We start from the raw sequence: 12269 nt of genomic DNA, 5'->3' as shown, positions 1-12269 counted from the left end.
GATACGCACCTCCTGAAGGACTTAATAGCTAAACCGGATTGGGCAGAGGAACAAAGGAAAGCGGATTTTCTTCGCCGAATTGCGGCGCAGGACCGGTAAAGCCCCCGGTATTGTAGAGCTGGGACAGGGAGCGCACAGATCCCGCTGTGCCGATCTGAAGGACAGATGAATTCGTAACGCTATCCACCCGCAGCTGGTGAATGGTGATGTTTTGATGAACAGTCCAATTCATGGAGATGACTCACCCCGCTTGGGATTGTATGCTGTCTGCAATATCCGGTTCAGAGGTATCCGCCGCGCTGACGGCATGATCGGCATTGGCCGGACTGCCTGTGAGGAACGATCCTGGACCGGCATAGGTTATCGATATGCCCGGAGGCTTTCTCTGGAAGGAATCACCTGACGGGACGAATGGGCTTGAGCCCACCCGGATGAAATTGACAAAACCGATGACAGCAGGCATTGTTTCCCACTCCCTTTCTTATAGGCTGAAATTGCCATTGCTGCTTGAGGGCAGCTTCCTCGCATCCAAAGCTGATGTTACATCCTATGCGGCAAGCGCCCAGTGGTTCCTTTTGCGTGTCAACTGCAGATCTTTTTTTGGGTGATGGAGTGGCAGCGTATTTGATTCCGGCATATATTAAACAGGCGATTCTGGAGCGGAGGTGTCAATCGATATGGAAGAGGGGCTTGACGATCTGGAGAAATGGATGGAGAAGCAGCGGCTTCCCAAAGACTTTGATATGCTTAGCCAGCCTGACTGGATTGGCGACTATGTCCGGAGCATGATGATCAAGGCGATTCCCGCTGCATCGTCGGTGCTAAACGCATCCAGGGCGGAAATCACAGAGTCCAAGCAATATATGATCATTATATATCCGCTTGGCGGGAATGCCGACTTGACCCGGATCAGGCTGGTTGCACAGGAAGACCGCATCAGGCTGTCGGGTCATCGGGAGGGGGAAACGGAAGTCATCAAGCTGCCCAGGATGGTGATTCCCGACTCTTGTCAAGCCAGCTATGACGGCGCCCAGCTGAAGGTCCGGCTGCGCAAACGTCCCCGCAATAAGCGATCTTTCGAAGCCAAAATCCATGGGAGCTGAAGGGGGAGGCGTTTGCCTTTTACAGGGACAAGCCCGGATTGCGGCAGGAGCTTTGGCGAAGCCGCATGTAAAATGTCAATAATTTGTCCCATCTTCAGGTTGGCGGCAGGTGGAAAAAAGCCGGATCAATCGCTTATAATAGATGCTAATGGTCGGAAAAAGCAAAAGGAGTGGTCGAATTGACAGTTGGAGATATCAGTGCCATATCCGGTGGTTTGTTTGCCACGGGAGCCATATTCATCCTGCTTATCTTTTCACTGCTGAGCTTCGGGATTCTGCGTATGTTTCAGCATAAAATCCGCACAGGCTGGTTCAGCTTTGCCGGAGCGGTGGTCAGCGCTGTTGCATTCGGGTTGATTCTGAACCAGTGGTTTGTATAGCGGATTTACTTCGTTACCTCTATAAAATAAGGCATATTCGTTCATCGCGAATATGCCTTATTTTTGTATATACAGAAAACCAAAGCTGTGATACCATAAAAACAAACACAAACAAAATAAAACAATCAAAAACAAAGGTGATGACAAAACATGGCTAAATCATTATGGGAATCGCAAAAAGCATCTGCACTTGAAAGCGGCGTCGAAGAACTTGTTTACCGTTCCAATCTGATCGGCACTGACCGGACCGTATGCAACTGGGGCGGCGGCAATACATCAATGAAGACGGTTGTGAAGGATTTCCGCGGCCGCGATATCGAAGTCATGTATGTCAAAGGAAGCGGCTCCGATCTGGCCTCTATGAAAGCGAAAAATTTCACGGCTCTTCGCATGGAGGATATCCGTCCATTATTCGAGCTTGAGAGCATGTCCGATGAAGACATGGTCGCTTATCTGGCGAATTGCATGATCGACAGCAAGCACCCGCGCGCATCCATTGAGACTCTGCTGCACGCCTTCCTTCCTTTCAAGCATGTGGACCATACTCATCCAGACTCTATCATCAGCCTGTGCTGTACCGACAATGGCCGCGAGCTGGCGGCAGAAATCTTCGGCGACCGTTTCGTCTGGGTTCCCTATGTCCGTCCCGGCTTTACCCTGTCGAAAATGATCGCGGAAGGGGTGCTTGCCAACCCCAGAGCCGAGCTTGTGCTGATGGAGAAGCATGGTCTGGTGACATGGGGGGAAACCTCTGAGGAAGCCTACAACAAAACACTGCAAATCATTACCGAGGCGGAGGAATATATCGCAGGCCGCATCGATGAGAACGCCGTATTCGGAGGCGCGCGCTACAGCTCTCTGGAAGCTGGCAAAAGACGCGAGCTTGCTGCTGCCGTCATGCCGACGATCCGCGGCGCAGTCAGCGCGGAGAAGCCTATGCTGGCCGTCTTCGATGATGAGGCTGATGTGCTGGAGTTCGTCAATGGCCGCGATTCCGCAAAGCTCTCCCAGGTTGGCGCAGCTTGCCCCGATCATCTGGTTCATACCAAAATGACGCCGCTGTACATTGAATGGGATCCTGCATCAGGAACCCGGGAAACACTGATTCAAAGCGTAAAAGAAGGAATTGCCGCATTCAAAGCAGAATATACAGCTTACTTTGAACGCAACAAGAACGAAGGCGACGTCATGTTCGAGGCGGCTCCTCGCGTGATCCTGATTCCGGGCATCGGCATGTTCAATACTGGCAAATCCCGCGCCAATGCTCAGGTCAGCGGTGCGCTTTATCACCGTGCCATTGCGGTTATGCGCGGCGCGACAGCGCTTGGCTCCTTTGTTTCGCTCAGCGAAAATGAGTCGTATAATGTAGAGTACTGGCCCCTTGAGCTGTACAAGCTGACGCTTGCGCCGGCCGAAACCGAATTCTCCCGCAAAATCGCCTTCATTACCGGCGGAGCGGGCGGAATTGGCAGCGAAACGGCCCGCCGTCTGGTATCGGAAGGCGCGCATGTCGTGCTTGCCGACCTCAATCTTGAAGGCGCACAGAAGGTTGCGGACGATATTAACGCCAAGCATGGCGAAGGCCGCGCTCTCGCCGTAAAGATGGATGTGACAAGCGAAGAGCAGGTTATAGCCGCTTTCGCTGAATCCGCCTTGTATTACGGCGGGGTGGACATTCTGGTGAACAACGCAGGGCTTGCCACCTCCAGCCCGTTCGAGGAAACATCGCTGAAAGAATGGAATCTGAACATGAACGTACTGGGAACCGGCTATTTCCTTGTTGCGCGCGAAGCTTTCAAAACCATGAAAATTCAAAGCATTGGCGGCAGCATGGTATTTATCGGCTCCAAGAACTCGATCTTTGCTGGCAAAAGCGTTACGGCGTACAGCTCGGCCAAAGCGCTTGAAGCGCATCTTGCACGCTGCATCGCAGCGGAAGGCGGAGCGGACGGCATCCGAGTGAACACTATTCTTCCTGATGCCATTCTTCAAGGATCTGCAATCTGGAATTCCAACTGGCGCAATGAGCGCGCAGCGGCATACGGCATCGAGCCGGATCAGCTGGAAGCACACTACCGCAACCGGACAACACTGCTTGTGAACATCTATCCTTCCGACATCGCCGAGGGCGTAGCTTTCTTCGCCTCATCGAAATCAGCCAAAACAACAGGCTGCATGCTGACTATCGATGGCGGAGTGCCGGCGGCATTCACACGCTAATTCAACTATCCGCTTTTCTTACAAGGAGGAAATCGCATTGGCTGCAAAAAAAGGCGAAACATTATGGGTGATCCCGGACGGTTACATTCCACCGCATAGCAGCGGGGAGCTTGAGAGCCACGAATCCATCTGTGTTCTGAATACCAATCATATGGACGCGCAACTGATCGTCAACGTTTATTTTGAAGACCGTGAACCGCTGGAAGGCATTACGGTGCTGGTTCCGGCCAAACGGACGCTTCATCAGCGCACTGCGCTGCTCAGAAGCGGCTCTGAGAGCATCCCCAAGGGTGTTCCCTATGCGATGGAAGTCATGAGCGATATTCCCGTTTATGTCCAATACAGCAGACTTGATGCGACACAGCCGGCCAACGCTTTAATGTCGGTGATGGCTTATCCGGTAAGAGATAACCAATAGTCCGGGAATGAGAGGATGATACGTACCATGAATGATCGCGCCTATGCTTTATTCGAAGAGCAGCAGAAGAGTCGCGGCATCGACATAAACAAGGCCAAGGAAAAGCTGAAATCCCTTCGTATTGAAACACCTTCTTGGGGCTACGGCGATTCAGGAACCCGCTTCAAAGTGTTCCAGAAGGTCGGCGTTCCCCGCAATCCGTTCGAGAAATTCGATGATGCTGCCGTAGTGCAAAAGCTGACAGGCCTCTGCCCGTCGGTAGCTATCCATATTCCTTGGGATAAAGTGGACGATTACGACAAGCTCCGCAGCCATGCGGAGGGTCTCGGTCTTCAAATCGGAGCCGTTAATCCCAATTTGTTTCAGGATGAGGATTATATGCTGGGCAGCGTAACCAACTCTGATGCCGCTATCCGCCGCAAAGCGACCGACCATCTTCTGGAGTGTGTAGATATTGCCAAAGCTACAGGCTCCCGCGATCTCAGCCTCTGGTTTGCGGACGGCACGAACTATCCGGGTCAGGCCGATATCCGCAGGCGCAAAGCGTGGATGCATGAAGCGCTGGCCGAGATGTACAAGGCGTTGACGCCGGATATGCGGATGCTGATCGAATATAAATTTTTTGAACCGGCTTTCTATCATACGGATCTTGCCGATTGGGGCATGGCATTCAATCTGGCAGGCAAGCTCGGCGCACAGGCTTCTGTTCTCGTCGATACCGGCCACCATGCGCCTGGTACCAATGTGGAGCATATTGTCGCTTACCTGCTGGATGAGCAAAGACTGGGCGGCTTCCACTTCAACAGCCGCAAATATGCGGACGATGATCTGATTGTCGGTGCGATTAATCCTTATGAATTATTCCTTATTTTCTATCAGATTCTTGAAGCGGCGAATGACGTGAACAGCGGCATTCGCGGTGATGCCGACGATATTGCCTATATGATCGATCAATGTCACAACATTGAACCGAAAATCCAGGCGATGATCCGTTCCGTATTAAACGTCCAGACCCAGTATGCCAAAGCTCTGCTGATCAATCTGGATGAGGTGCATGCGGCACAGGAAGCACAGGATGTCATGGCTGCCGAGGATGCAGTGCGCAGCGCGTTCGAGTTCGATGTAACACCGCTCCTGCATGCGGTGCGCGAGGAGCAGAATCTGCCCCTTGATCCGATGAAGGCTTTTCGGGAAAGCGGTTATTATGAGTCCGTTGCCCATCGCGGCAAAGGCGGAGCGAGCTGGTGAAGGCGCTCGCATTCGATCTTGGCGCAGGCAGCGGACGCGCAGTGCTGGGATGGATCGAGGAGGGCCGGATCGTCATCCGGGAGGTGCACCGGTTCACGAATGAGCCGGTACAGGTTGGCGGGCGTCTCTATTGGGACATCTTAAGGCTGTATCACGAAATCAAACAGGGTATCCGCAGTGCCTGGCGTGCTGCGGACGGGCAAATCGGCAGCATCGGCATTGATTCCTGGGCCGTCGATTTTGGCTTGATCGGCAGCAATGGCGAGCTGCTGGCAAATCCCTATCATTACCGGGACGGCCATACGACGACAGCCATCGAAGAGGTGCTGAAAATCGTGCCGGAAGCGGAGATATTCGCACGCAGCGGGATTCAGTTTCTCCCTTTTAATACGCTGTACCAGCTCCATGCCATGAAGCGGGACGGGAATCCGTCGCTTGCGCAGGCAAAGCATCTGCTTATGATCCCTGATCTGCTGCGCTACTTCCTATCCGGTGAAATGCACAGCGAGTTCACGAATGCCTCGACTACGCAGGCGCTCAATCCCGCAACAGGGCTTTGGGATGAACGGCTGTTGACGGCGATCGGCATCGATCCGGCGATTATGCTGCCTCCGGTTCAGCCGGGCACGGCTGTCGGAGCCTTAAGCGAATCCGTTGCGCAGGAGCTTGGCACCGCGGCAATCCCTTTGATTGCCGTTGGCGAGCACGACACAGCATCAGCTGTCGCAGGGGTGCCGGCACTCGAGCCGTCCTTCGCTTATCTGAGCTGTGGAACCTGGTCGCTGATGGGAACCGAAGTTCTTGAGCCGGTGCTGAGCGAGCATGCGCGTGCGCTGAATTTCACCAATGAAGGCGGCGTCTACGGGACGTACCGGCTGCTTAAGAACATCATGGGTCTATGGCTGCTGGAAGAGAGCAAGCGGGCATGGGAAAGAGAAGGCGGCAGCAAGCTGGCATACTCTGACCTGCTTGGACGTGCAGCTGCATCCGAGCCTTTCCGCTCTCTGATTGATCCGGATGACATGCGGTTTCTGAATCCGGCGCATATGCCTTCGGAAATTGCCGCGTATTGCCGGGAGACCGGTCAACCGGTTCCGGCATCGGATGGAGAGATTGTCCGCTGCGTATTGGAGAGCCTTGCCTTGAAATACCGTTATGTGCTGGAGAAAACGCAAGAACTGAGCGGGACGGTCTATGATGGACTGCATATGGTTGGCGGCGGCATTCAGAATGAAATGCTCTGCCGCTTTACGGCGGGAGCGCTGGGTAAGCCCGTATGGGCAGGACCTGCGGAAGGCAGCGCGCTGGGCAATCTTGCCGTCCAGTTTATCGCTTCCGGTGAAGCTGCCGATATTGCCGGGGTGCGCAAGCTGATCGGAGAATCCTTTGCTGTCAACGTGTATGAACCGGATGACTCCGGTATCTGGGAAGAACAATACGGAACTTGGCGGGAGCTCACAGGTCTGCAATAATGGAAATAAAGCCGTGGCTTTTACTATTCGGATTGGACTGAAGCTTATGTTGGTAGCCGAAAGATATGCAAAAATCATCCGCCTCGTCAATGAGCGGGGCAGTATCCGGGTGAGCGAGCTCAGCGAGCTGTGCGGCGTTACCGAAGAGACGATCCGGCGCGATCTGGACCGGCTCGAGCAAACAGGCAAGCTTGAGCGCAGTCACGGCGGCGCCATGAGCGTGAAGGATGCGCAGGCTGAGATTCCTTACTTTGAACGTGAGGTTATGAACGCAGCGGAGAAGAAACGGATTGCTGCCGAAGCGGTCGGTCAAATCGAGCCCTACAGCAAAATTGCGCTTGATGCAAGCACCACGGCTTACTATATGGCGGCTGAGCTTCCGAATATCCCGTTGACTGTTCTGACCAATTCGATCAAGGTAGCGCTGGAGCTCGCCGGGAAGGAGAAGATTCAGGTCTTCTCCACCGGGGGAATCCTTTCGCCCCGCTCCTTGTCCTACCAAGGGCCTCTTGCAGAGAGCAACCTGGAGCAGTACCACGTGAACAAGGCTTTTATTTCCGGCAAGGGCATTCATCCCGAGCGGGGAATAAGCGAATCCAGCGAGCTGCAGGCGGCGGTGAAACGGAAGATGATCGGTTTGGCAGACGAGGTATTCCTGCTTGTCGATTACAGCAAATTTGGCGTTCGCGCGTTCTCCCACATCGCTGACTGTGAACAAATCGATCATCTGATTACAGATGACCGGGCCGACCCGGAGGTACTGCGTATTTTGACCGGGCAGGGCATTAAAGTGACGATCAGCCATTAGCAAGACGCTAGTTGAACAGGGCGGCCGCAACCTCATGCGAATGGGGCCGGGCGCCTGTCTTTAAATTTGGGGAAATCATGCAGAGTATCTAAATTTATTATTCAAATTTGCGGTACAAGTTTAAAAATAGTCAATAAACCAAGTTGCCATAACATAAGATGGAGTATAAGATAGTTATTAAGAAAGAATATTCAGAACATTTCGTCAACGGATCAACACTGGGGGGAGGAGTTGCCGATGAACAAGAGTCATGAAGTGGAGTACTGCAACCTGGAGCTGCGTTTTGACCGGCGGCAAATCCAGAATTTGATTCGGGATTTGATACAGGAGGGTTATTCGCTGTATTGGAGCGAGTCGGACGTTTACTTTCTCATATCGGTACGCAGCGGGCGCAAGCTTGTGAAGCTCCGGTTCCAGAGAGTGCGCAACCGTTACAAAATCATCGGCGATTATATCATTAAGGATGAGAAACTGTCGGAGCTGCTTGAGAAGCTGATTAACGATTCCCGTGGTCATGCGGTTGTTAAGCGCTTTAAGGACCGCCAAATCGTGATTGAGAGCATCATGTTCGGCGAAATCATTCGACTTGTGGAGGTGTCCGGGATGGAGCATCGGATTATTTACCAGAAGAAACCATTGGTCACTGTAGAAGAAATGATTCAGGCTTTTCAGTCTAAACGTGCGGAAGAACGGGCGGTTGTGCTGAGGTATGAGCTGGATTATGAGCTTTCGGTCCTGCATGAGGCGATCAAAGAGGAACGCGATGAAGATGCGGCGCTTTCCAAAGAGCGGCTGCAGTCGCTGAGGATTGAGATGATACAGCTTGAATTATAGAAAGAGGATTGGAGCTTTCCCATTCAAATAAGCCTTTTGGAGCTTACGCGCCAAAAGGCTTATTTTTGCATGCCGCCCGTTCCATTGTTTACACGGCTTGCCCGCATGTTCTACAATGTAACGATAGCAAAAAGTGCTGTTTGGCTTGCTGCGGGAGGAGAGACGGATGGTGAGGAATGCAACCGGTAAGATTATTATAGCCGTAGATATCGGGACGACGAGCACCAAGGTACTGGCGTTGAACGCGGACCGCTATAAAGGCGCGCAGGCATCGAAGGAAGGCGTTTCGATCCGCGCCAGGGCGGAAGAAGGCTACCCTCTGCTCGAGCCCCATCCGGGACATTTCGAACAGGACCCCGGACTGATCGCCGAGGCGGTGGAAAGGTCAATCCGGGAGGTTATGCGCAAGGGCGGGATTCAGGCTGACGAGGTGTCTTGCCTTACATTCAGCTCGGCTATGCATGGATTAATCGCAGTTGATGGGGCTGGAGAGGCTTTGACGCCCTGTGTGACATGGGCTGACTTAAGAGCGGCGGGTTATGCGAAGAAGCTCAGAGACAGCGGGGAAGCCGGAGAACTGACGATGCGGACGGGAGTCCCCGTTCATGCGATGACCCCGCTTTGCAAGCTGCTGTGGCTCCGCGATAACGAACCGGAAATATTCGCTTCCGCCCGCTGCTTCATCGGAATCAAGGAATTTGTGCTGCACCGCTGGTTCGATGGTCCTTATCTGATGGACGAGTCCGTAGCCGGGGGAACGGGCCTATATCACCTGGAGAACCGCAAGTGGGATGAGCAGGCTCTGCAGCTTGCCGGCGTAGGGCTCGACAGGTTGCCGCAGCTTGTTCCGTCGGAGCATGTGCTGCAGGGGCTGCGTCAGACCGCCGCGGATGCCATGCTGCTGCCGGCAGACGTGCCGGTCATCGTGGGCGCAGCGGATGGCGTGCTCGCGAATCTGGGCGCGGGAGCGGTCGAGAGCGGGATTGCCGCTGTCACAATCGGCACGAGCGGCGCCGTGCGCATCGCGTTGGATACGCCGGCTGCAGATCGCGAAGGACGGCTGTTTTGCTATCCGCTGGCGGATTCCCTGTGGATCGCAGGCGGGCCTGTAAACAGCGGCGGCGTGGTGCTGCGCTGGCTACGCGACAAGCTGTTCCCGGCCGAAACGGCTGCGGCGGCCGGGCAGGGAATTGATCCATACGAGCAGCTGATTGCGCTCGCGATGGAAACGCCGCCAGGAGCGGAAGGGCTGCTCAGCCTTCCGCACCTGGCGGGAGAACGGGCGCCGCATTGGGACGAGAATGCGCGCGGAGTCTACATCGGCCTGTCGCTGCATCATGACAGGCGGCATATGATCCGCGCCACGCTGGAGGGTATCCTCTTCGGTCTGCGCGCCGTGGCCGAGCTGGTCGCCGCAAGCTCCGGCGGCGGACCGCTCCGGGAAATCCGTGCCTCGGGCGGCTTTGCCCGCTCGGGCGCGCTGCGGCAGATGATGGCCGATATATTCGGCTGCCCGGTTACCCTCACGGACACCGAGGACGCTTCGGCCATCGGCGCCGCAATGCTGGCGCAGTTCGCGCTTGGGCAGGCTCCGCACGGCCTGCGCGGGCTTGCGGCGGCGGTCGAGGTCGTTGACCGCCGCGATCCGGACCCTCGGGCGGCGGCCGTCTATGACCGCCTGTTCCCGGTCTACCGCTCGCTGTACAGCGCGCTCGCTCCCGCTTTTGCGGAGATCGCCGCCTACCAGCGCGGCGAATAGTCCGGCGCGGCCGGAACGCCGTTCTCTTGACGTACGCCGCTCCCGGCGTGCGTCCTCGCGCGGCAGTGCCGGCTATCGGACAGCATCATGCAGTCGCGGCCAGTAAAGTCGGGCCCTGATAGGGCCCGACTGGTCCATAAATCCGATTTTTTTTGGCGCCGGTTTTCATTCCCTTGCAAAAAGAGTAAAATAAAAGTACTGTGTGCGTAAGCGTTACAATCCAACCCTTTCGGGGACAGGCTGTAACAGACGCATAGAAGCTCAACTATAAATGAGATAAGGGATGGGAAACCACAATGTCTAAACAACAAATTGGTGTAGTTGGTTTGGCCGTAATGGGCAAAAACCTTGCGCTCAACATTGAAAGCAAAGGATTTACTGTCTCGGTCTTCAACCGCTCACGCGAAAAAACGGACGATCTTCTCAAGGAAGCTGCCGGAAAAAATCTTGTGGGTACATTTACAATCGAGGAGTTTGTCGAATCACTGGAAACCCCCCGCAAAATTCTGATCATGGTTCAAGCCGGCAAAGGTACGGACGCTACCATTGATGCGCTTGTCCCTCATCTGGACGAAGGCGATATTATCATCGACGGAGGCAATGCCTTTTTCCCTGATACCCAGCGCCGCAGCAAGGATCTGGAAGGACAAGGCATTCGTTTTATCGGCACAGGCGTTTCCGGCGGCGAAGAAGGCGCGCTGAAAGGACCGTCCATCATGCCGGGCGGCCAGGAATCTGCTTATAAGCTGGTTGAACCCATCCTTACTGCAATTTCCGCGCATGTCAATGGCGACCCTTGCTGTACATACATCGGACCTGATGGCGCAGGACACTATGTCAAAATGGTTCACAACGGAATTGAATACGGCGATATGCAGCTGATTTGCGAAGCCTATGATCTGCTCAAAAATGTTTTGGGCGTTTCGACGGAGGAGCTGCAAAGCATCTTTACCGAATGGAATAAAGGCGAGCTTGACAGCTACCTGATTGAAATCACAGCGGATATTTTCTCCAAATACGATCCGGAAACGAAGCAGCCGATGGTGGATGTCATTCTGGACGAAGCCGGCCAGAAGGGTACTGGCAAATGGACTAGCCAAAGCTCGCTTGATCTTGGCGTCCCGTTGTCGATCATCACCCAATCCGTATTCTCGCGTTTCCTGTCTGCCCTCAAGGAAGAGCGCGTGGCTGCCAGCAAACGGCTGAAGGGCCCGCAAAGCGCTCCGTTCCAAGGCGACAAAACCGCGTTCATCGAAGCGATCCGCAAGGCGCTGTTTGCGAGCAAAATCTGCTCCTACGCACAAGGCTTCGCTCAAATGCGCGCCGCCTCCGAAGAGTTCGGCTGGGATCTGCGCTACGGCGACATCGCCATGATTTTCCGTGGCGGCTGCATTATCCGTGCCCGTTTCCTGCAGAACATCAAGGATGCATACGATCGTGAGCCGGGGCTCCGCAACCTGCTGCTGGATTCCTACTTTCAGGAAATTGTGGAATCGTATCAGGGCGCGTGGCGCGATGTCGTTGCCGCCGCTGTTCAGTATGGCGTTCCGGTTCCGGCGTTCTCCAGCGCGCTGGCCTATTACGACAGCTACCGTACCGCCCGTCTTCCGGCAAACCTGCTGCAGGCGCAGCGCGACTACTTTGGCGCTCACACCTTCAAGCGTGTGGACAAGGAAGGCTCCTTCCACTTTGACTGGCTTCACCTGCACGATTAATTGGCGCCTGCAGGATAGAGGCCAAGAACGCCTTCAATCAGGCAGCTCCGCAGTCTGTCCCCTTCCGGGCCGCAGCCGCTGCGCTGCTTGATCAGAATCATGGAGGCTTCGGAGAAGGATTGAAATATTTTTAATAGCTGTGGCTGGGGAAGGCTGAGTAATTCAGGCGCTTCGTCAGCCACTTTCTTTTTCATAAATTCCAAAATCCATACCACATCCTCACGGCAAAGCGGATAATCGGGATTGAACAAGTGCCCCATAGGTCCAAGCGAAAGATGCGGCTCCCGGTTGTATGCCATAGGCGTCCTCCTT

Annotated in this window: 13 protein-coding genes; 10 read left to right on the top strand and 3 right to left on the bottom strand. The window is 54.6% G+C overall.

Annotated features, from left to right (window positions below):
* Positions 1-28: 28 nt before the first annotated feature.
* Together AC0YNV_RS30965 and AC0YNV_RS30960 are read right to left on the bottom strand one after the other, a co-directional pair.
* A complete protein-coding gene (locus AC0YNV_RS30965; protein WP_210039946.1) occupies positions 29-232 on the bottom strand; it encodes a spore germination protein GerPB in 204 nt (67 codons plus the stop codon).
* A gap of 9 nt (positions 233-241) precedes the next feature.
* Positions 242-463 (bottom strand): spore germination protein, encoded by a 222-nt coding sequence (locus AC0YNV_RS30960; protein ID WP_475771461.1) that lies wholly within the window; start codon positions 461-463, stop codon positions 242-244.
* Positions 464-677: 214 nt separating this feature from the next.
* Between AC0YNV_RS30960 and AC0YNV_RS30955 the strand changes: the two genes are divergently transcribed.
* From AC0YNV_RS30955 to gndA, 10 genes are all read left to right on the top strand, one after another.
* A complete protein-coding gene (locus tag AC0YNV_RS30955) occupies positions 678-1103 on the top strand; it encodes an Hsp20/alpha crystallin family protein (protein WP_475771460.1) in 426 nt (141 codons plus the stop codon).
* Between the two features lie 179 nt (positions 1104-1282).
* On the top strand, positions 1283-1483 hold the full coding sequence (locus AC0YNV_RS30950; RefSeq protein ID WP_210039949.1) for a hypothetical protein: 201 nt from the start codon (positions 1283-1285) through the stop codon (positions 1481-1483).
* 150 nt (positions 1484-1633) lie between these two features.
* Entirely contained in the window at positions 1634-3703 is a 2070-nt protein-coding gene (locus tag AC0YNV_RS30945) for a bifunctional aldolase/short-chain dehydrogenase (RefSeq protein WP_475771459.1), read from the top strand.
* Between the two features lie 37 nt (positions 3704-3740).
* Complete coding sequence (locus tag AC0YNV_RS30940) at positions 3741-4121, top strand: sensory rhodopsin transducer (protein ID WP_475771458.1); 381 nt, start codon at positions 3741-3743, stop codon at positions 4119-4121.
* Between the two features lie 27 nt (positions 4122-4148).
* Positions 4149-5369, top strand: a complete 1221-nt coding sequence (rhaI, locus tag AC0YNV_RS30935) for an L-rhamnose isomerase (protein ID WP_475771457.1) — start codon at positions 4149-4151, stop codon at positions 5367-5369.
* Positions 5366-6841 (top strand): rhamnulokinase, encoded by a 1476-nt coding sequence (locus tag AC0YNV_RS30930; RefSeq protein ID WP_475771456.1) that lies wholly within the window; start codon positions 5366-5368, stop codon positions 6839-6841. The genes rhaI and AC0YNV_RS30930 overlap by 4 nt, the downstream gene beginning before the upstream one ends.
* 46 nt (positions 6842-6887) lie before the next feature.
* Positions 6888-7649: a DeoR/GlpR family DNA-binding transcription regulator gene (locus tag AC0YNV_RS30925; RefSeq protein WP_475771582.1), complete on the top strand. Its 762-nt coding sequence runs from the start codon at positions 6888-6890 to the stop codon at positions 7647-7649.
* A 237-nt stretch (positions 7650-7886) separates the two neighbouring features.
* The gene (locus AC0YNV_RS30920; RefSeq protein ID WP_210039954.1) at positions 7887-8483 is read left to right on the top strand and encodes a hypothetical protein; all 597 of its coding nucleotides are present in this window, start codon (positions 7887-7889) and stop codon (positions 8481-8483) included.
* A gap of 166 nt (positions 8484-8649) precedes the next feature.
* Positions 8650-10242: a gluconokinase gene (locus tag AC0YNV_RS30915; RefSeq protein WP_475771455.1), complete on the top strand. Its 1593-nt coding sequence runs from the start codon at positions 8650-8652 to the stop codon at positions 10240-10242.
* Positions 10243-10538: 296 nt separating this feature from the next.
* A complete protein-coding gene (gene gndA, locus AC0YNV_RS30910) occupies positions 10539-11957 on the top strand; it encodes an NADP-dependent phosphogluconate dehydrogenase (protein WP_210039956.1) in 1419 nt (472 codons plus the stop codon).
* On the opposite strand, the gene AC0YNV_RS30905 is transcribed toward gndA, so the two are convergent.
* On the bottom strand, positions 11954-12256 hold the full coding sequence (locus AC0YNV_RS30905; RefSeq protein ID WP_210039957.1) for a hypothetical protein: 303 nt from the start codon (positions 12254-12256) through the stop codon (positions 11954-11956). The genes gndA and AC0YNV_RS30905 overlap by 4 nt on opposite strands.
* Positions 12257-12269: the final 13 nt, after the last annotated feature.

This window comes from Paenibacillus sp. JT31N11 (assembly GCF_056269285.1).
This window is presented reverse-complemented; position numbering and strand designations above follow the sequence as displayed.

What these genes read in the sequence shown, in the direction of transcription:
- AC0YNV_RS30965 (WP_210039946.1), bottom strand. Translation starts at nt 232, where the DNA reads ATGAATTGGACTGTTCATCAAAACATCACCATTCACCAGCTGCGGGTG.
- AC0YNV_RS30960 (WP_475771461.1), bottom strand. Translation starts at nt 463, where the DNA reads ATGCCTGCTGTCATCGGTTTTGTCAATTTCATCCGGGTGGGCTCAAGC.
- AC0YNV_RS30955 (WP_475771460.1), top strand. Translation starts at nt 678, where the DNA reads ATGGAAGAGGGGCTTGACGATCTGGAGAAATGGATGGAGAAGCAGCGG.
- AC0YNV_RS30945 (WP_475771459.1), top strand. Translation starts at nt 1,634, where the DNA reads ATGGCTAAATCATTATGGGAATCGCAAAAAGCATCTGCACTTGAAAGC.
- rhaI (WP_475771457.1), top strand. Translation starts at nt 4,149, where the DNA reads ATGAATGATCGCGCCTATGCTTTATTCGAAGAGCAGCAGAAGAGTCGC.
- AC0YNV_RS30925 (WP_475771582.1), top strand. Translation starts at nt 6,888, where the DNA reads ATGTTGGTAGCCGAAAGATATGCAAAAATCATCCGCCTCGTCAATGAG.
- AC0YNV_RS30920 (WP_210039954.1), top strand. Translation starts at nt 7,887, where the DNA reads ATGAACAAGAGTCATGAAGTGGAGTACTGCAACCTGGAGCTGCGTTTT.
- AC0YNV_RS30915 (WP_475771455.1), top strand. Translation starts at nt 8,650, where the DNA reads ATGGTGAGGAATGCAACCGGTAAGATTATTATAGCCGTAGATATCGGG.
- gndA (WP_210039956.1), top strand. Translation starts at nt 10,539, where the DNA reads ATGTCTAAACAACAAATTGGTGTAGTTGGTTTGGCCGTAATGGGCAAA.
- AC0YNV_RS30905 (WP_210039957.1), bottom strand. Translation starts at nt 12,256, where the DNA reads ATGGCATACAACCGGGAGCCGCATCTTTCGCTTGGACCTATGGGGCAC.